The following is a 20,524-nucleotide window of genomic DNA, read 5'->3' as shown; positions in this document are numbered from 1 at the left end:
GAGAGGAAAAAGTAAATGAGTGGAGGAATACTGTTTGGAAATAGACTTCTTGATGTTGCGGCGATTTCATGCTTTTCAGCACAGTTTTACAAAGTTTTTTTTCCTGTATTCAAGGGACAGAAACCCCAGTGGGCAAGACTTATCCAGACAGGTGGAATGCCAAGTTCCCACGCCTCAACGGTTGTTTCCCTTGTGACAGGTGTATTTTTACTAAAAGGATTTAGTTCAATTGAATTTGCAATTTCTATGGTATTTGCAGGAATTGTACTATACGATGCAACAGGAGTAAGACAGCAGGCTGGGAAACATGCAAGAGCTTTAAATACATTGGTGCAAGCTATTGAACATCATGAAGGTATAGAAATAATTAATGAAAAATTTAAAGAGCTTCTTGGACATACACCAGTAGAAGTATTTTGGGGAAGTATTCTTGGAATTGTTATAGGACTTTTATTCAAAGGATATATATTAGGGTAAAAAAAATTTGGAATAAATCGCAGTTATATTGGCTGTGATTTTTTCTTTTTCTTTTTACTTAAAAATTTGAAAAATGCCTTAAAATGTGGTAAAATGAATAAGTTTATAAATTATTTTTTATAAATATGATTTTAGTAATAAAAAATAAATAGAAAAATAAGGGATATGATTTATTATAAGTTATCTTTTATTTATAAAAAACTGGAAAGAGAAAACGATGAAAAAAAGACTGGATTTAATCCTAGTAGAACGAGAGTTTTTTGAAACAAGAGAAAAAGCTAAACGTGAAATAATGGTTGGAAACGTTATTGTAAATGAGCAAGTTGTAACAAAAGCTGGAACAATGTTTAAGGACAATGATGATCTTAATATTCGTATTAAAGACAAATTAAAATATGTTAGCCGTGGTGGTCTAAAGCTGGAAAAAGCAATAAAGACTTGGGATTTGAATTTTAAAGATAAATTGGTACTTGATATTGGAGCATCTACTGGCGGATTTACAGATTGTGCATTGCAAAATGGAGCAAAATGTGTATACAGTGTTGATGTTGGAAAAAATCAGCTTGATTGGAAATTTAGAAATGATGAAAGAGTTGTATCAATTGAGGAAATGCACATAAAAGATTTGAAGGAAAAGGATATTGGGGATGAAAAAGTTGACTACATTGTAATTGATGTTTCTTTTATTTCTTTAACAAAAGTTATTCCATATTTTGAAAAATTTCTTGCAAAAAATGCAAAAATTGTAATGTTAGTTAAGCCACAATTTGAAGTTGGAAGGGAAAAGATTGGTAAAAATGGTGTTGTAGAAAATGAAGAATATCATGATGAAGCCATAAAAAAAATAATTTCTTTTTCAAAGGAATGTGGATATGAACTGATTGGTGTAGAAGATTCACCAATAAAAGGAGCAAAAGGTAATAAGGAATTTTTAATGTTGCTAACATTTTCATAAAAATAAATAGTTCAAATTTCTAAAAAAATAAAACTAAATTAATTTTGAAGTTTGGTAGTATAATTTTAATTTTTATATTTAGTTTTAAAACAGTTTTATCATAACAAAATATTTAAAAGAGTTAATTTAAATATAATAGCTAATTGTAAAGTCTGTTTTTGAAAAATGGCAATTACAAATTAATTAAATAGTAATGTTAATCTAGATTTTAGATTTTTACATTTAGTTATTTTAAGTATATTTAGGAGGAAAAATGAAAAGAAACAAAATCGTACAGGCAGTATTGGGATTAGTATTAGTGAGTATGCCTTTATTTGCGGCAACTACTATAATAAAAACATCAAGAAATGACAAAAATACAAGTGCTGGATATTCCAAAGATGCAACAGAATTAAACAGAATTGTGGATGTAATAAATATTATTGAAAATAATTATGTTGGAAAGGAAGAAACTCCAAGTAAAAAGGAACTTTATGAAGGAGCAGTGGCAGGAGTTGTAAACAGACTTAAAGATCCTTATTCAGAATATTTGACTAAAGCTGATTTAGCAGATTTTTCTGAGGATATGGAAGGTGAATATGTTGGAGTTGGAATGAGTATCAGTAAGAAAAAAGGAGAATCTCTTGAAGTTATTTCACCATTTATCGGAAGTCCAGCTGAAAAAGTCGGAATAAAAATAAAAGATAAAATTATAAAAGTTGATGGGAAAGATATTTTGCCACTTACAGCAAATGAAACTGTAAAACTTCTGAAAGGTAAGGAAGGAACAAAAGTTGATGTAGAAGTAGTTAGGGAAGGTAAAAAGGAACCCATGAAATTTACATTGACAAGAGCTAAAATTAAACTGGAAATGGTTGAAAGCAAAATGCTTGAAAATAACATTGGTTACGTGAGTCTTTTAAGATTTGGAAATCACGTTGGAGCAGAAGTTGAAAAAGCAATTAAGGATTTACAATCTAAAGGAATGAAAGGATTAATATTAGATTTACGTTCTAATCCAGGAGGTTCGCTACAAGAAGCACAAGATATTTCTTCACTTTTTGTAAAAGAAGATTTAATTGTTTACTTAAAATATAAAAATGGACAACAGAGAAATTATAACAGAACTTCAAAAAATCTAGGTAATTTCCCATTAATCGTATTAACAAATAAAGCAAGTGCAAGTGCTTCTGAAATTGTTACAGGTGCAATTAAAGATTACAAACGTGGTACAATCATCGGAGAAAAAACATTTGGAAAAGGAATCGTTCAGCAAGTTATACCTTTGAGAACAGAGGATGCCATAAAACTTACTATTGCCCAATACTTTACACCAAAAGGGAACTACATTCATGAAAAGGGAATTGAGCCTGATATAGAAGTAAAAATGGAAGAACTGCTTGCATTAAAAGGGTATGCAAACGACAGCGAACAAGCTAGAAAAAATAGAGAAAAAGAAATAGAAGATATTATTATAAAAGATAAAGGTAAAGAAGAAGCAGCTAAAATTATTTCAGCTGGAGACGTTCAGTTAAAAAGAGCAATTGAAGAAATGAATAAAAAAATAAGTGGAACAGGAAAAAGAAAATAACCATTATCAAAATTAATAAAAGAAATTAAAATTAGGAGAAATATATGTTTTATGTTGTTGGTACGCCAATTGGAAATTTAGAAGACATAACTTTTAGAGCAATAAAAGTTTTGAAGGAAGTTGATTATATTTTTGCAGAAGATACAAGAGTTACTAAAAAGCTTCTTTCTCATTATGAAATTGAAAAAACGGTGTACCAGTATCATGAACATAACAAGCTTCATCAAATTACAAATATTATTAATCTTCTAAAAGATGAAAAAAAAATCGCACTTGTAACAGACGCTGGAACGCCGTGTATTTCAGATCCAGGCTTTGAACTAGTAAATGAAATTTTAAAAGCAGGAATAAAAGTCGTTGGAATACCAGGAGCTTCATCAATTGTAACAGGTGCAAGTATTTCAGGACTGGATATGCGAAGAATGGCATACGAAGGCTTTTTACCAAAGAAAAAAGGTAGACAGACACTTTTCAATAAATTAAAGGAAGAAGAGCGTACAATCGTAATTTTAGAATCCCCCAACAGAATTTTAAAAACTTTAAAAGATATAAAAGAATATCTGGGAGAACGTTACGTTGTAATCACAAGAGAACTTACCAAAATTTATGAAGAAATAATACGTGGAAATGTTTCTGAAATTATAGAAAAGTTGCAAGAAAAGCCAATTAAGGGAGAAATTGTTTTATTTATAAGGGCTATAAATGATGATGGTATTTATTTAAAAAATCAATAAAAATATATTTTTTTAACGAATTGTCGTTAATAAATATTTTTTTTATAATTTATATGTTTTTTCTTTTTTATAAAGCAAAGGGGAACAGTCGCCATCCCCTTTTATTTCGTAATATTAGTTATTTCAATTTCTTCAAATTATAATATTTGAAGATTTTAGCGAAAGTGCTACGCACTATCCCTGGCTTGTCTAAGCATTTTTTGAAAATATTTTCAAATTTATTTGGGAAAGTAGTCTAAACATTTATTATTTGGATAAACTTAAGTTACTACGAAAATTAAACTCGCTTCGCTCAGACAGTAATTTTTATTTCCAAAAAATCACGACATCTTTAATTTAAGATAGATTGTAAAATAAACTGTAACAAATTTGAAATAAATTGTGAGTTTTTATCTTTAATTTTAAAATTAACCTTAATTTTAGGATTAAAAATAAAAATTTAGAGAGAAAATGGAGAGAATGAAAGAATGAATATAAACTGGTATCCGGGGCATATGAAGAAGACAAAGGATTTAATTATCGAAAATCTCAAAATAATTGATATTGTGATTGAGATTTTGGATGCAAGAATTCCGATTTCTAGTAAAAATCCAGATATTTCAAAGTTGGCAAATAATAAGAAAAAGATTATTGTACTGAATAAGGTTGATTTAATTGACAATAAGGAATTGAAGGTTTGGGAAGATTATTTTCTGGAAAATAATTTTTCTGATTATTTTGTAGCTTTGAGTGTGGAAAAAGGGACTAATTTTAATGAACTGCGAAAAATTACAGATAAGATTTATGCAGAAAAATTGGAAAAAATGAAAAAAAAAGGGCTTCGTAAAACTGAAGTAAGAGCCATGATTGTTGGGATTCCTAATATTGGGAAGTCTAAATTTATTAATAAATTTGTGAATAAAAATAAGGCAAGAGTGGGTAATACACCAGGATTTACACGTGGAAAGCAATGGATAAAAATTGATGAGAAATTAGAGTTGCTAGATACGCCAGGAGTTTTATGGCCAAAGTTTGAAGATGATGAAGTGGCTTATAATTTAGCAATTACTGGTTCAATAAAGGATAATGTATTGCAGCTAGAACAAGTTGCTATGAAGTTTTTGGATAAATTAAAGGATTTGGGGAAAATTCAAAATCTAGTAAAAGTGTATAATCTGGAAGAATATACAACTGATGAGGAAATTTTTACAATGGAAAATCATAAGATACTGGAAATTTTGGAAAAGAGATTAGGAGTATCTAAAAATGATGAACATAACTATGAGATTATTTCGAGAAGATTATTGAGAGATTATAGAATGGGGAAAATTGGAAAATTCTTTTTAGAAATTCCTAAAAATTAGAATAAGATCATGAAAATTATCAAAGGGAAGAAATAGAATTTGAAAGAGGGTTTTGCTATAGAAGGAGAAGTGTAAAATGAGAATAGGAATATTTACAGATACATACAGACCTCAGGTAAATGGGGTTGTGAGTTCGATTATGACGCTTGAAAAGGAGCTTAGAAAGTTGGGGCATAAGGTGTATATTATTACTACAACTGATCCTGATGCACCTCAAGTCGAGCCAAATGTTTTACGAATACCAAGTATGGAATTCAAGCCGTTGCCTCAGTATCGGCTAGGAATGATATATTCTTCAAAAATAATAAAAAAAATAAAAAGACTGGAGTTAGATATTATTCATTCACAGACAGAATGGGGTGTAGGAACATTTGCGAGATTCGCTGCAATTAATCTTGAAATACCACTTGTTCATACGTACCATACATTATATGAATATTATACACATTATATTTTTGGTTCGAGATTTGTTTCAGCGGGGAAAAAGATTGCAGCTGCGATTAGTAAATTTTATTGTGAAAAATGTAATGGACTGATTGTGCCAACAAGGAAAGTTGAAGATATCTTGTATTCTTATGGTGTTGACCAGACAATGAATATTATTCCAACTGGGCTGGAACTGGATAAATTTTATCGTGGAAATTATTCCGATGAAGATTTGGAATTTATGAGAGAAAATTTTGGAATAGAGAAAAGTGATTTTCTTTGTGTGTATATTGGACGGATTGCTGAAGAAAAAAGTATTGATTTATTAATTGATATGTTTTCTAAAATTAAGGATGAAAACTTTAAATTTATGATTGTTGGGCGTGGGAGAATTTTGGAGGACTTGAAAAAACAAGCTGAAGATCTTGGTATTTCAGATAGAGTTATTTTTACAGGGGAAGTGCCACATGATAAAGTTGCTGCTTATTATCAAATGGGAGATGTATTTTTGAATGCGAGCATATCAGAAACGCAAGGACTTACATTTGTTGAGGCAATGGCTGCTAAAACACCTGTTGTGGCAAGATATGACTTAAATCTGGAAGACTTGCTTGTAAAGAACGAAGCAGGGCTTGTTTACCGAACAGAAGAAGAATTTATTAATTCTATAATGCTTTTAAAAGAAGATAAGGAATTTAGAGAAAAAATTATCGAAAATGCTTTTGTCGCTTCACAAGATTACACAGCACAGAAATTTGGAGAACGAGTAGAAGCAGTTTACAAAAAAACAATAGAGGAGTATGATAGTCGTGAAAGTTTTACTATATTCAGAGGGGAAAAGTTCTTTCAGCAAATCCGGCGTTGGACAAGCCTTAAATCATCAGGTAGAAGCCCTTGGAGCAAATAATATTGAAGTTACGCAGGATCCTGAAGATGATTATGATTTGGCACATATAAATACTGTTGCGTTAAAATCTTATGAAGTGTTGAAACAGGCAAAGAAAAAAGGGAAACCTGTAATTTATCACACGCATACAACTTATGAAGATTTTCGTGGAAGTATAAAAGGAAGTTATGTTTTATCGCCAATTATAAAATTCTGGACAAAGAAATTATACAATGAAGCAGATTATTTAATTTCTCCGTCAGAATACACTAAGAACTTGATAAAATCAAAATATTTGGAAAAGGACAAAGAAATTAGGGTAATTTCAAACGGTGTAAACATAAATAAATTTAATAAAAATGAAGTTTTAAAAGAAAAATTTTTAAATGAATACAAATCAGTGTATGACATAAATAAACCCTTAATTATAACAGCTGGACTGCCTTTTGAAAGAAAAGGGATAAAAGATTTTGTAAAAGTGGCACAGGAATGCAGTGACTATCAATTTCTTTGGTTCGGCTCATCAAGCGTAAAATCAATGCTTCCTGACAAAATACAGAAAATCATTGAAAATCCGCCAAAAAATCTAATTTTTCCAGGATATGTCGATAAAGATATTCTAATTGGAGCATTTAGTGCTGCAAAAGCCTTTTTATTTATGACTTACGAAGAAAACGAAGGAATTGTGGTGCTGGAATCACTTTCAGCTAAATTACCATTAGTAGTAAGGGATATTCCTGTTTATAATGATTGGTTGGAAGATGGAAAAACTTGCTTTAAGGCTAGAAATAATGAGGAATTTTGCCAAAAAATAAGAGATATTGTGGAAAACAATGTGGAAAATTTGGATGAAATTACAGAAACTGCTTATAATATTGCAAAAGAACGGGATTTATTAAATGTCGGGAAAAAATACAAGGAATATTATGAGTACATATTAAATCAAAAAAATAAGTAACTTTTCATAAAAAATTAAAAACAAACAATTTCAATAAATTAAAAAGAGAAAACCAGTAATTATAAAATTAAAAAATGGTTTTCTCTCTGATACACATTTCAATTTCGATTTAATCATTTCAAGTTATTAAATTAAAAACATCTATTAATCTTCTTCTACATAGCGATAATAAAAATCAATTTTTTATATTTATTTTTTATATAATAATTTTATAAATACCTTGAAAAATAATGATTTGGCTGTTATAATTATAGCAATAATATTTTTGAAAAAATGTAAAAAATATCTTGAGAGGGATGTATGGATAGAGATGAATTGGTGATTCCTAAGCATATTGCTGTTATTATGGATGGAAATGGGCGTTGGGCTAAGGAGCGTGGAAAAATTCGGCTGGAAGGTCATAGGGCAGGAGCTAACAGTCTTGAAAAAATATTGACATATGCAGGAGATATTGGTGTAAAATATTTAACCGTGTATGCATTTTCTACTGAAAATTGGAAGAGGCCTGAAAAGGAAGTAAAAGGACTTATGGACTTGTTTGCAAAATATCTCGATAAAGAGAAGAAAAATTTGAAAAAACAGGGTGTGAGATTGCTTGTTACAGGGGCAAAGGAAAATATTTCACAAAAATTATTAAAGAAAATTGAAGAAACTGAAAATTATTTGGCAGATTGTGAAAAGATTGTTTTTAATATAGCGTTTAATTATGGTGGCCGACGGGAAATTGTTGACGCTGTAAATAAAATTTTGGAAACTAAACTTTTGAATGAAATAAGTGGAGTAGTGTCTGAACAGTTTAATAATGAAAATAATGGATTGAACGTTACGGAAAAAGTGGTAAATGGGTTTGTGGATAAAAGGAAAAAATTGGAAAATATGAAAATTACAGAAGAAGAATTTTCTAAATTTATGTATCGTCCAGAAATTCCAGATCCAGAGCTTGTGATTAGAACAAGTGGAGAATTTAGAATAAGTAATTTTTTACTTTGGGAAGTTGCTTATTCAGAGTTTTACATAACAGATGTTTACTGGCCTGATTTTGATGAAAATGAATTAGATAAAGCGATTTTATCCTTTAATAAAAGGGATAGAAGATACGGAGGACTGAATGTTAAGTAGATTATTTATTATTTTGTTATTTGTACCTTTCCTTTTATGGATATTTTTAAAGGGAAATGTGATGTTTCTAGTATTTACTCTTGTAATAATTGGAATGTCACTGTTTGAATTTTATAAAATGTTAAAGGATAAAGGCTTTGAGGTGGCAAGCAGGATTGGAATGGGACTTGGTCTGTTTTTACCTCTAGCAATATATTTTCAGGAAAATTCAAAAAATATATTTTCATATTTTAAATTTGCTTTTTTTAAACAAATTAACTTTGATATGGGTGGATTTATTGTATTTGCAATAATGTTACTGGCTTTAAGACAGGTTTTAAAGGTAAAAATTCAAAATGCAATGGCAGAAATTTCCTACACGTTGTTTGGAATAATCTATGTTTCATATTTATTTTCACATATTTTGCTTATAAAATATGAATTTCCAAATGGGAATATTTTAGTTGTAATGACATTTATGCTAATTTGGGCATGTGATATTTCTGCTTACCTAGTTGGAATGGCAATTGGTGGAAAAATATTTAAGCACAGGCTTGCACCAAAAATCAGTCCGAAAAAATCAATTGAAGGTGCAATAGCAGGAATTTTGGGAGTATTTTTAGTAATTTTATTTTTTGACAAAATATATTTATTTATAGCAAATTTTGTATGCGGAATATCCTTTTTGTCACCAAACTGTTCAGTAAATTATGATTATGTGGCGATTAGCGGAGGAAAAGCCTTTATTTTAGCACTCGCAATAGGAATTTTTGCAGAATTGGGAGATTTAGTGGAATCTAAGATAAAAAGAGAACTTGAAGTAAAGGATTCTGGGAATTTGCTTTTGGGACATGGTGGATTTTTAGATAGATTTGACAGTGCGTTATTCGTATTGCCAATTGTGTATTATTTTATGAAGTATGTGGCATATTTATAAAAGTTAAGCGTAACTTTAAAACTGTTACAGAAGTTTTTATTTCCAAAAAATCACGACAATTTTTAGTGTAATTACAATACTTTTGCGTTAAAAAACTAATATAATAAAAATAATTAAAGAAATAGATATTAATTAAAATCAGGATATTTAAAGGAAAATTATAAAATCAAGTTATTGAATGGATAAAAAATAAAACAGAAGAAGGAGAAAAAATAAAAATGAGTATAGATAGAAATAATGAAATAGAAGTAAAAAATGAAGTAGAAAGACAATTTAATATTTTGAGTCGTGGGTGCGATGAAATAATTAATGAAAATGAATTTAAGAAAAAGTTGGAAAAATCAATTTCAACTAATACTCCTCTACGGGTTAAATTGGGGATAGATCCGACAGGTTCGGAGCTGCATTTGGGACATGCTGTACCTTTGAGAAAATTGAAGCAGTTTCAGGATTTGGGGCATGAAGTGCTGTTTTTGATTGGGACTTTTACTGGGAGAATTGGGGATCCAACTGGAAAATCTGAAACTAGGAAGATGTTGTCAGAGGAGCAAGTAAATGAAAATATAAAAACATATTTAGATCAAGTAAAATTGATATTGGACTTGGATAAGATAAAAGTTGTTTACAATGCTGACTGGCTGGAAAAATTATCACTTTCAGATGCATTGAATTTATTGTCACAGTTTACTGTATCGCAAATGATTTCGAGAGAGGATTTTTCAAAAAGGCTGGCTGAAAATAAACCAGTTTCATTGATTGAATTTATGTATCCAATTTTACAAGGATATGATTCAGTTGAACTGAAGGCTGATGTGGAATTGGGAGCAACAGAACAAAAATTTAATTTGCTAAGAGGAAGAGATTTACAGAAAAACTTTGGACAGGAGCAGCAAGTCTGTATGATAATGCCAATTCTGGTAGGACTTGATGGAGTGGAAAAAATGTCTAAATCACTTGGAAATTACATTGGTGTAAAAGACACTCCAAATGATATGTTTGGTAAAGTTATGTCAATTTCAGATGAATTAATGGAAAATTACTATACAATGATAACAGATGTTCCTTTTGAAAAAATTGAAGAAATCAAGGTTCAAATCGCAAATGGAAGTTTACATCCAATGGAAGCCAAAAAGCAATTAGGAGCTGAAGTTGTAAAAATTTACTACGGTGAAGAAGCCGCTAAGGAAGCAAGAGACTGGTTTGAAAACGTATTCAGTAAAAGAAATCTTGATGTAGATTTGCCAGAAGTGGAAGTTCCTTATGGAGAAATTAATGTAATTGACTTGCTTGTAAAAGAAGCAAAATTACTTGGAGGAACAAGTGAAGCAAGAAGGCTAATTTCACAAGGCGGATTCAAAATAAATGATGAGCCGATAAAAGATATTAAGGCAAGTGTAAATGTCGAAAGCGGAATGATTATTAGGGCTGGGAAAAAGAAAATTGTGAAAGTGAAATAGTAAATTTTAACAAATAAAAAAATCTCTATTTAGGAATTATTTTTTCTTATGTAGAGTTTTTTTTTAATAAATATTAATACTAAATCCCGTTTAGAAATAGGAATAAATTTTTATAATAAGGTTGTTTAATAGCAAATTCGTAATTATTCAATTAAATTATTTTTTAGATATTTTGATTAATAAATATTTTTTCATATTACTATGTTTTTTCTTTTTTATTTTCGTAGGATTGCTCATTGCCGCAAATCCTACAACCTATGGCTAGTCTACGACATTTTTCTATACTGACAAAAAACTCGCTATGCTCAAACAGTTTTGCCAGCACAGAAAAATGCTCCGACGGGTTATTTATGCTAGACTATGTTTGAAAAATGAAAAAAATATACGTAAACTTATTTAAAATTAAACTACTAAAATTATACAAATTTTGTATTTTTAAAAATTTGTAGTATAATCTAACAATAGCAAAACATAAATTTTTTGGTATTAATAGTTAATTTTTTTATTTTTATATTTTTTCTTTTTTTATAAAGCAAAGGGGAACAGTCGCCATCCCCTTTGCAATCCCCGCTTGTCTAAGCATTTTTTGAAAACAAAATCGAAACTCGCTACGTAAAACTTCGCTCAAACAGTCGATTTTATTTCCAAAAAATCACGACATTTTTATTTGATTATAACAAATAATTTTATTAAAAAAAAGATAGCTATATAAATAAAAAAATAATTATTCATAAAATTAGTTTTTAAATAAATAGAAAATGAGGGAAGATGAGAAATATGGAAATATACGGTATTGGGACAGATATTATTGAAATATCCCGAATTGAAAAAGCGATTAATCAGACAAGCCTTTTTAAAAGGAAAGTTTATACGGAAAAAGAAATTGAGCATATCGAAAAGAAAAGGCATCCGTATGCCAGTTATGCAGGGAGATTTGCTGCGAAAGAGGCGGTTTCCAAGGCGTTTGGGACTGGGGTGCATGGGTTTTCGCTGAATGATATTGAGATTTTGAATGATGAGTTGGGGAAACCTTACGTGATGCTTTATAATGCCATAAAGGAGAAGGCAGAGGGGCTTACAGTTCAGATTAGTATTTCGCATAGCAGGGAATATGCGGTTAGTACGGTTATTATTTACAAAAAATAGAAAAGAAAGGTGTGAAAAAAGATGGTTTGGAGAAAAGATTTTAATATTGGGATAGAGAAAAGTAGATTTTTTGCGTTGATGATTATGCTTTTTGGTATATTTTGTATAAGTCAGATTGGTTATTCTGATGGAAATAGTCAGTCAAAGAAAGTAAAAATTGAGTACTTTGGTAGAAAAGACTGTAAAAATTGTGCAAATTTGGAGAAGTTTTTGAAGGAATTATCTACTAAAAGGGATGATTTTGAATATGTGGAGCATAAAATTGATGAAAGTAAGGAAGAAAAAGCGTTTTTTGATGAAACTACATCGAAGTTAAAACTTGTGAAGGGGACTCCGATTATTTACATTGACGGACATATTATTCAAGGGTTTAATACGGCTGATACGACTGGGAAAGAAATTGAAAATTTGATAAATTCTGGGAAAACAAAGGACAAGATTTTGACTTTAAAGGAATATGTGGAAAGTGGGCAGGCTGGCAATGTGAGCAGTAATGGTGCAGTTTGTACAGGCGATACGGTATGTGAAGTGCCGGGACTTACGAAAGGTGCTGAAAATCAAGTTCTTGTAAATATTCCAATTATTAATAAGATTGTTGACTTGACAAATTATTCGCTGTTTACAATGTCGTTGATTTTGGGAACAATTGACGGATTTAATCCTTGTGCAATGTGGGTTCTGGTATTATTTTTGACAGCTTTGATTGCCGTTGGAAATAAAGTGAAAATGTTCCGTGTGGCAGGGCTGTTTATTTTTGCGGAAGCTGCCATGTACTTTTTTATTTTGAATGCGTGGATTTATGCTTGGGACTTTGTGGGACTGGATAAATGGGTAACTCCGCTTGTTGGAATTATTGGAATTGCTGGTGGAATTTTCTTTATCAGAAATTACTTGAAAAAAGGTGATACGCTGGAATGTGAAGTGACAGATTTTGAGCAGAGGGCAAAAATTTCTAAAAAGATAAAGGATATTGCCAACAAGCCATTTACATTACTGACAGCACTTGCAATTATTGGCTTAGCACTTTCAGTAAACGTAATAGAATTTGCCTGTTCAGTTGGAATTCCTCAAACATACACAAAAATACTTCAAATAAACGAAGTTCCTTTCTGGACTAGACAATTTTACACATTTATCTACATAATTGGCTATATGGTGGACGATATAATAGTTTTTGGATTTGCATTAATGAGCATAAATAAACTGCAATTAACTACAAAATATTCTAAATGGGTAAATCTGTTTGGCGGAATTTTAATGATAATTTTAGGATTAATAATGTTGATTAAGCCTAGTTTGCTTATAATGTAAACTGAAACCAGAAAAATCAATAATTTAGTTTAAAAAATGAGAAAAATTTGTTATAATGTAAAAAGGTGAATTAATAAAATAAAAAAACAAACTTTATAAAATAATAGGAGATGAGAAAATGAAAAGAAATAATAGCAAAAAAATATTTTTTATCGCTGGAATGATGATGTTATCAGCAGTTGCATACGGAAAAGATGTATTTGCAAATTATGGGACAAATTTTGGGAAGGTTAGGTTGTCGAAACTTAGTTCTTCGAGTATGGATGATGTAAAAAGAATTGATTCTAATACTTATGAATTGACAGGAAGTGGAGAGTACAGAATTATGGAAGAAGGCGGAAGAAGACTTGTTGTTAATTTAAATAATGGAATGTTGAATGGGAAATATGATGAATTTTATGCAAACGGAAATAGATTTACGATAGGAAATTATAGAAATGGAAAAAAAGAAGGAGAATGGACAGTTTATACTGAAAATGGAAAAGTCTGGAAAAAATATCAATATAAAGACGATCAGTTAAATGGACGTTATTCTTCATATTATGGAAAAACAGGGTCTCAGGAAACAGTTGGGAACTATGAGAATGGAAAAATGACAGGAACTTGGACTGAGTATTATGAAAATGGCTCGAAAAAATCACAAGGAAATTATTCAAATGGACAGAAAAATGGATTATTTAGTGAATGGAACACTAACGGAGGTAAAAAATCTGAAATCAATTATGTAAATGATGAAATAAATGGGAAAATGAATGTCTACTACGAAAGTGGAAGACCTTTGTACGAAGCAAACATGAATGGAGAAACTGGAACTGTAAGAGGATATTATACAGATGGAAGCCTTGGATTTGAGGGAAGTATTAAAGGCAGAAGAAGAACAGGAACTTGGACTTATTATGATAAATCAGGAAATCCTAGAAAAGTAAATTATTAGAAGTTTATTGTAGTGAAAAAGGAGGGGGAAAATGTCGTATTCAGCAAATGTAAAAAGAGAAATCTTCAACTTGGAAAATTCAGATAAAGATACTGTTTATGCAGAGCTTTTTGGAATTTTTATTGCAAAGAATGTAATTACAGAACATGGAATTTATTTCAGCACTGAAAATGTATCGCTTGCTAAAAGAATTTATTCAAATTTACGGGCAGTAACAAATATCCCAATTCAACTAAAATACGTTATTAGTAAGCGTCTTGGAACACATAAAATGTATGAAGTGATACTTTTTCCCACTCAGCACAACCAGCAGGAATACAAATCATTTTTAAAAAAAATTTATTTTCACAAAAATTTTTCAGTTGTGGAGAATGAAAAACAGCTAGCTGGTATAATTAGAGGTTTTTTCCTTAGCTGTGGATATATAAAGTCTCCAGAAAAAGCTTATGCAATGGACTTTTTTGTGGATACTGAAGATTCTGCCACTTATTTGTATTATTTGTTTAAACAGATGGGGAAAAAAGTTTTTCAGACAGAGAAAAAAAATAAGAGCCTTGTTTATTTAAGAAATTCAGAAGACATTTTGGATATAATTTTTTTAATTGGGGGAATAAATTCGTTTTTTGAATTTGAGGAAGTTACGATAAATAAGGAAATTCGAAATAAAATTAATAGAAATATGAATTGGGAAATCGCAAATGAAACAAAAAAATTATCGGCTTCTGAAAAGCAGATTAACATGATAAAGGTAATTGATGAAAAAATGGGTCTTTCAGAATTGACAGACGTATTAAGCGAAACAGCAAGAATTCGGCTAGAGAATCAGGAAATGTCTCTACAGGAACTAGCAGACTTAATGGAAATTTCTAAATCTGGAATAAAAAATAGATTTAGACGGCTGGAAACAATTTACAAAGGACTGGTAGAAAACTAATTAAGAAAGTTAAGCTGAGGAAAAATTAATGAAATTATTGTCGATTATATATGGATTTATTGTTTTTTTACGAAATAAACTTTATGATTTGAATATTTTTAAAGAAAAAAAGGTTGATGGAGTGGAAATAATTTGCATTGGAAATATTGTGGCAGGAGGGACTGGGAAAACACCAGCTGTGCAGTATTTTGTGCAGAAATATCTAGAAAAAAATAAAAAAGTTGGAATTCTAAGTCGAGGTTACAAAGGAAAACGGGAAACTGATTTACTGCTTGTACGGGATGAAAAAAAGATTTATGCGACTTCCAAGGAATCAGGAGATGAAGCCTATTTGCATGCCTTAAATTTTCAAATTCCTGTCGTAGTCTGTAAAAATCGTTATGAAGGTGCAACTTTTTTAAAAGAAAAATGTGGTGTGGAAACAATTATTATGGACGATGGCTTTCAGCATAGAAAATTGAAAAAGGATAAAAATATAATTCTGATTGATGCAACAAATCCTTTTGGAATGAATGATTATTTGCCAAAAGGACGATTGCGGGAATCACTTGACTCTTTAAAAAGAGCTGATGAAACTATTATTACAAAAAGTAATTATGTTTCGAGAGAAGAAATTGTGAAAATTAAGGAAAGACTGGCAAAATATCAAAAACCGATTTCTGTTGCTACTTTTGAAGAAAGTTATTTTTACAAATTAAATTTTGAAAATAGGAAAAAATTGGGTAAAATAAATAATGAAAACAATATAAGAAATGAAAAATTTCCATTAGAAATTATTAAAAATAAAAATGTTCTGATTTTTTCTTCAATAGCAAATCCAGTCGTATTTTATAAGACAATAAAAAAATTAAATCCAAGTAATATTGATGAAATAAAATTTCCAGATCATCACATTTACACAAGTGAAGAAATTTTGGAAATAAAGGAAAAAGCCCAAAATTATGATTATGTTTTGACAACGGAAAAGGATATTGTGAAAATTGATGAAAATATAGAAAATTTAATGATTTTAAAAATGGAATTTAAAATTGTTGAAAAATAAAGTGGATTTAAGGTTTTGGAAAAATTAAAATTTTACAAAATTTTAAAAATAAAAGTTATAAAATCAAATATAAAAAATATTGTAGTTATTAAAAAAATTAAAATTTTTACAAAGATTATAAAATGAAGCAGAAGGGAGGAATTAAATTTTGACTGAAAATAAAAAGCTGGAAAGTGAAAATGTCTTTTTAAATACAGAAAATTTTTCAGAATTTATTCTAAAATATAAAAATAATTTTGAAAAACGAAAATATTTTCAGCTTGACAAAAATTTTAAGATAATAGTTAAAGAACCATCATTTATACTAGAATTGGGATATATTTATTTTAGTAAAAACAAAAAAAATGAAAATGTAAAACAAATCATAAGCAAACAATTTTTAGAAACATTTAAAGAAAAAGACAAAAAAATAGAACGGTTAAGCAAAGTTGAGCTTCCAAAATTAATAGATGGATTTATAAGAAGTATTTTTAACAAAGAATCAATTTATGCTGTAAAATTAGGAAATGAACTGCTGTATCGGGATAAAAATAAATTTTTTGAAATTTTATACAACTATTCATTAATTTCAACAGATACAAATAAACTTGTAAAAACTTTTTTTGCAAAAAAAATGATAGAAAAAATTGAAACTGAAAATGGTTCAAAATTTAACGAAATTCGTGATAAAATAGATGAGATAATAAAAAATATCATAAATTATTTCACAAAATCTGATTCAGCTTTCCTAAATTTTGAAAATATGGAAAACTTAAACTATTTTGTGGAAAATCAAGCTGATGAACTTTATAAAAAAATTTATGTGGAAAATTATGATAAAATTGTGGAAAAGTATAATATCCAAAACGTAAAAAAAATAGAATTTAGTAAAAATTATGATTTTGAAAATTTAAGTGAAAGTAAAAAAATACTATATAAATATATATAAAAAGAAAGGAAATAAAAAATTATGTTGGAAATGAAATACATAAGGGAAAATGCTGATAAAGTCAGAGAATATTTAAAAAATAGAAATAGTGACTTTGATTTGGATTCATTGCTGAAATTTGATGAAGATAGAAGAAATTTGCTTCAGGAAGTGGAAATGTTAAAGAAAGAAAGAAATGAATCAAGTGCGTTGATAGGAAAATATAAACAGGAAGGAAAAGATCCTGCTGAATTACTTGCGAGAATGCAGACTGTCAGTGCAAAAATTAAGGAACTTGACCAAAAGGTAGCAGAAATTGATGAAAAGCAGTTGGAACTTGCTTATACGATTCCAAACAAATTAAGTGATACGACTCCAGTTGGAAAAGATGAAGATGATAATGTAGAAGTTAGAAAATGGGGAACTCCAAGAGAGTTTGACTTTGAAATAAAATCACATGATGAACTAGGAGTAGAACTAGGGATTTTGGACTTTGAAAGAGGGGCAAAACTTGGTGGTTCAAGATTTACAGTTTATAAAAATGCAGCTGCAAGATTGGAAAGAGCTTTGATTGCGTTTATGATTGATGTTCATACTGGGGAACATGGGTTTGAGGAGATTTTTACGCCACAATTAGTTAGACGAGAAATGATGGTGGGAACAGGACAACTTCCAAAATTTGCTGATGATGCCTATAAAATTGAAGGTGATGAAATGTACTTGATTCCAACCGCAGAAGTTACACTTACGAACTTGCATAACAGTGAAATTCTAGATGAAGAGGAATTGCCTAAATATTACTGTGGATATACAGCTTGCTTCAGAAAGGAAGCCGGTTCTGGAGGGCGTGATTTAAAAGGTCTTATAAGACAGCATCAGTTTAACAAAGTAGAAATGGTAAAAATTGTAAAACCTGAAACTTCTTACAATGAACTTGAAAAAATGGTAAACTGTGCAGAAAAAATATTGCAAAAACTCGAATTGCCATATAGAGTGCTGGCACTTTGCAGCGGAGATATAGGATTTAGTGCGGCAAAAACTTATGATTTGGAAGTTTGGGTGCCAAGCCAAGGAAAATACAGGGAAATTTCTTCTTGCTCAAATACAGAGGACTTTCAAGCTAGACGTGCAATGATTAAATACAGGGAAAAGGAAACTGGAAAGAGCCATTTTGTACATACTCTGAATGGATCGGGGCTTGCAGTGGGAAGAACATTGCTTGCAATTATGGAAAATTACCAGCAGAATGACGGAACTATAAAAGTTCCAGAAGTATTAGTGCCTTATATGGGTGGAATGACAGTTATAAAATAATAAAATCGCTATAACAACCAGCTATAAGATTAATCTGATTTTTTTCATAAACTGTTAAAAAACCACTTTAAAATCAAGTTCAATAATAAAAATAAATTATTAAAATTTTGAAAACAATTTTGTTATTAAAAACGACTGAATGGAGAAAATATGGCGAAATTTATAAAATTTTTGACAATTATGATAATTTTTGGAGGTATAGCGGGGTTTTTGGAATTTAGCGGATATTTATATCATAATGATATTTTAGCGGAATTAGCTGGATATAAAGTTCAGGGGCTGGATATTTCACATCATCAGGAAAAAGTCAACTGGACTCGTGTAGATAAGAAATACAAATTTATTATTTTGAAAGCAACTGAAGGACAAAATTTTCTTGATACAGATTTTTTATATAACTGGAATAATGCCAGATTGAATGGCTTTATAGTGGGAGCATATCATTTTTTTACAATGACGAGCAGTGGAGAAGCGCAAGCTGATTTTTACATAAGCAAAGTGCCAGCTTCTGACAAAACTTTACCACCAATGATTGATTTGGAAATATCTACAAAAAAATATAAAAAACCAGATGTAATCAAGCATTTAAAAGATATGGTTGAAAAACTTGAAAAACACTATCAAAAGAGAGTAATTTTTTATGTAAATTATAACACTTATAATGCATATATAAAAGGTGAATTTCCTGAAAATAAAATTTGGATTACAGATTATAAATATTTTCCAAAAATAGAAGAAGATAGCAGGTGGATAATCTGGCAAGTTTCAAGACGTGGAAGAATTGAAGGAATTCCAGGCTTTACAGATAAAAATGTACTTAGAAAAGGAATGACAGTGGAAGAATTGATAAATCAAAATAAAATAAATTGATAACCATTGTTATAAAAAATTTTAAAATTAATAGTAAGTATGAATTACCAATATCAAAATTTAATTTAAAATTTTATTTTGGTGGTATTTAAGCATATATTTAAAAAAATATTTTATTTTTAACTATTATTTTTTGTTTTCTATTGATTTTTATACGAAAATTTGGTAACATATAATTAAAGAAGTTAATCTAATTAATAAATATTAGGAGGCGTAAAATGAAATATCATTTTAAAGATTTAGGATTAAGCAACACTAAAGAAATGTTTGCTAAAGCAAATAAAGAAGGTTATGCAGTACCTGCTTTTAACTTTAACAACATGGAACAATTACAAGGAATTATCGAAGCGTGTGTTGAAGAAGGGTCACCAGTAATTCTTCAAGTATCGACAGGTGCAAGAAAATATATTGGTAAAGAAATGTTACCTTGGCTTGCAAAAGCTGCAACAGCTTATGTAGAAGCATCAGGATCAGATATTCCAGTAGCATTGCACTTGGATCATGGTCCAAACTTCGCTGAAGCAAAAGACTGTATCGAATACGGATTCTCTTCAGTAATGTATGACGGATCTCACCACCCTTACGATGAAAACGTTGCAGAAGCAAAACAAGTTGCTGATTTCGCTCACCAACACGATGTTACAGTTGAAGCTGAATTAGGAGTTTTAGCTGGAATCGAAGACGATGTAGTAGCAGCAGAACATGTTTATACTCAACCTGATGAAGTTGAAGACTTCGTAACAAAAACAGGAGTTGATTCATTAGCAATCGCAATTGGAACTTCTCACGGAGCTCACAAATTCAAACCAGGAGACGATCCTAAATTAAGATTGGATATCTTGGAAGAAATCGAAAAAAGAATACCTGGATTCCCAATCGTATTACATGGTTCATCAGCAGTACCTCACCAATTTGTTGAAATGATTAACCAATATGGTGGAAAAATTGCAGATGCAATTGGTATCCCTGATTCAGAATTAAGAAAAGCTGCTAAATCAGCAGTAGCCAAAATTAACGTAGATACTGATGGAAGATTGGCTTTCACAGCAGGAATCAGAGAAGTATTCGCTAAAAACCCAGGAGAATTTGATCCTAGAAAATATGTAGGACCTGCAAAAGATTACATGAAAGAATACTACAAAGATAAAATCAGAAACGTATTTGGATCAAATGGAGCTTACAAAGCTGGAGCTGCAAGATAATAACAAATAAAAAATGAAAATTA

Annotated in this window: 19 protein-coding genes; all 19 read left to right on the top strand. The window is 29.9% G+C overall.

Annotated elements, in window-relative coordinates; translation table 11 throughout:
- Positions 1 to 15: 15 nt before the first annotated feature.
- The 19 genes from BQ5344_RS01145 (at position 16) to BQ5344_RS01055 (ending at position 20,501) form a co-directional block, all read left to right on the top strand.
- Entirely contained in the window at positions 16 to 477 is a 462-nt protein-coding gene (locus BQ5344_RS01145; RefSeq protein ID WP_021768768.1) for a divergent PAP2 family protein, read from the top strand.
- A 217-nt stretch (positions 478 to 694) separates the two neighbouring features.
- Positions 695 to 1,432, top strand: a complete 738-nt coding sequence (locus BQ5344_RS01140; RefSeq protein ID WP_071123829.1) for a TlyA family RNA methyltransferase — start codon at positions 695 to 697, stop codon at positions 1,430 to 1,432.
- Between the two features lie 253 nt (positions 1,433 to 1,685).
- Positions 1,686 to 3,002, top strand: a complete 1,317-nt coding sequence (locus tag BQ5344_RS01135; protein ID WP_071123828.1) for a S41 family peptidase — start codon at positions 1,686 to 1,688, stop codon at positions 3,000 to 3,002.
- A gap of 44 nt (positions 3,003 to 3,046) precedes the next feature.
- Positions 3,047 to 3,736, top strand: coding sequence for a 16S rRNA (cytidine(1402)-2'-O)-methyltransferase (rsmI, locus tag BQ5344_RS01130; protein ID WP_071123827.1), 690 nt, complete (start codon positions 3,047 to 3,049; stop codon positions 3,734 to 3,736).
- Positions 3,737 to 4,203: 467 nt separating this feature from the next.
- Complete coding sequence (gene ylqF, locus BQ5344_RS01125; RefSeq protein ID WP_071123826.1) at positions 4,204 to 5,079, top strand: ribosome biogenesis GTPase YlqF; 876 nt, start codon at positions 4,204 to 4,206, stop codon at positions 5,077 to 5,079.
- 76 nt (positions 5,080 to 5,155) lie between these two features.
- Positions 5,156 to 6,412, top strand: a complete 1,257-nt coding sequence (locus BQ5344_RS01120; protein ID WP_071123825.1) for a glycosyltransferase family 4 protein — start codon at positions 5,156 to 5,158, stop codon at positions 6,410 to 6,412.
- Positions 6,306 to 7,349 carry a glycosyltransferase family 4 protein gene (locus BQ5344_RS01115; protein WP_235846084.1) on the top strand — a complete coding sequence of 348 codons (1,044 nt, stop codon included), beginning with the start codon at positions 6,306 to 6,308 and terminating at the stop codon, positions 7,347 to 7,349. Before BQ5344_RS01120 ends, BQ5344_RS01115 begins: the two co-directional genes overlap by 107 nt.
- Positions 7,350 to 7,649: 300 nt before the next feature.
- Positions 7,650 to 8,468, top strand: a complete 819-nt coding sequence (uppS, locus tag BQ5344_RS01110; protein ID WP_071123823.1) for a polyprenyl diphosphate synthase — start codon at positions 7,650 to 7,652, stop codon at positions 8,466 to 8,468.
- The gene (locus BQ5344_RS01105; protein ID WP_071123822.1) at positions 8,458 to 9,384 is read left to right on the top strand and encodes a phosphatidate cytidylyltransferase; all 927 of its coding nucleotides are present in this window, start codon (positions 8,458 to 8,460) and stop codon (positions 9,382 to 9,384) included. The genes uppS and BQ5344_RS01105 overlap by 11 nt, the downstream gene beginning before the upstream one ends.
- A 218-nt stretch (positions 9,385 to 9,602) precedes the next feature.
- The gene (gene tyrS, locus BQ5344_RS01100; protein WP_071123821.1) at positions 9,603 to 10,841 is read left to right on the top strand and encodes a tyrosine--tRNA ligase; all 1,239 of its coding nucleotides are present in this window, start codon (positions 9,603 to 9,605) and stop codon (positions 10,839 to 10,841) included.
- A gap of 777 nt (positions 10,842 to 11,618) precedes the next feature.
- Positions 11,619 to 11,987 (top strand): holo-ACP synthase, encoded by a 369-nt coding sequence (gene acpS, locus BQ5344_RS01095; protein WP_071123870.1) that lies wholly within the window; start codon positions 11,619 to 11,621, stop codon positions 11,985 to 11,987.
- Between the two features lie 21 nt (positions 11,988 to 12,008).
- Positions 12,009 to 13,298, top strand: a complete 1,290-nt coding sequence (locus BQ5344_RS01090) for a thioredoxin/cytochrome c biogenesis CcdA family protein (RefSeq protein WP_071123820.1) — start codon at positions 12,009 to 12,011, stop codon at positions 13,296 to 13,298.
- Positions 13,299 to 13,416: 118 nt separating this feature from the next.
- Positions 13,417 to 14,232: a toxin-antitoxin system YwqK family antitoxin gene (locus BQ5344_RS01085; protein ID WP_071123819.1), complete on the top strand. Its 816-nt coding sequence runs from the start codon at positions 13,417 to 13,419 to the stop codon at positions 14,230 to 14,232.
- Positions 14,233 to 14,263: 31 nt separating this feature from the next.
- Complete coding sequence (gene whiA / locus BQ5344_RS01080; RefSeq protein WP_071123818.1) at positions 14,264 to 15,166, top strand: DNA-binding protein WhiA; 903 nt, start codon at positions 14,264 to 14,266, stop codon at positions 15,164 to 15,166.
- A 28-nt stretch (positions 15,167 to 15,194) separates the two neighbouring features.
- Positions 15,195 to 16,208 (top strand): tetraacyldisaccharide 4'-kinase, encoded by a 1,014-nt coding sequence (gene lpxK / locus BQ5344_RS01075; protein ID WP_071123817.1) that lies wholly within the window; start codon positions 15,195 to 15,197, stop codon positions 16,206 to 16,208.
- Positions 16,209 to 16,356: 148 nt separating this feature from the next.
- Positions 16,357 to 17,136 carry a hypothetical protein gene (locus BQ5344_RS01070; RefSeq protein ID WP_071123816.1) on the top strand — a complete coding sequence of 260 codons (780 nt, stop codon included), beginning with the start codon at positions 16,357 to 16,359 and terminating at the stop codon, positions 17,134 to 17,136.
- Positions 17,137 to 17,157: 21 nt separating this feature from the next.
- Complete coding sequence (serS, locus tag BQ5344_RS01065; protein WP_071123815.1) at positions 17,158 to 18,429, top strand: serine--tRNA ligase; 1,272 nt, start codon at positions 17,158 to 17,160, stop codon at positions 18,427 to 18,429.
- A gap of 150 nt (positions 18,430 to 18,579) precedes the next feature.
- On the top strand, positions 18,580 to 19,299 hold the full coding sequence (locus BQ5344_RS01060; protein ID WP_006805021.1) for a glycoside hydrolase family 25 protein: 720 nt from the start codon (positions 18,580 to 18,582) through the stop codon (positions 19,297 to 19,299).
- A 218-nt stretch (positions 19,300 to 19,517) separates the two neighbouring features.
- Positions 19,518 to 20,501, top strand: coding sequence for a class II fructose-bisphosphate aldolase (locus BQ5344_RS01055; protein ID WP_006805020.1), 984 nt, complete (start codon positions 19,518 to 19,520; stop codon positions 20,499 to 20,501).
- Positions 20,502 to 20,524: the final 23 nt, after the last annotated feature.

The sequence above is a fragment of the Leptotrichia massiliensis genome (genome assembly GCF_900104625.1).
GTDB lineage: Bacteria > Fusobacteriota > Fusobacteriia > Fusobacteriales > Leptotrichiaceae > Leptotrichia > Leptotrichia massiliensis.
This window is presented reverse-complemented; position numbering and strand designations above follow the sequence as displayed.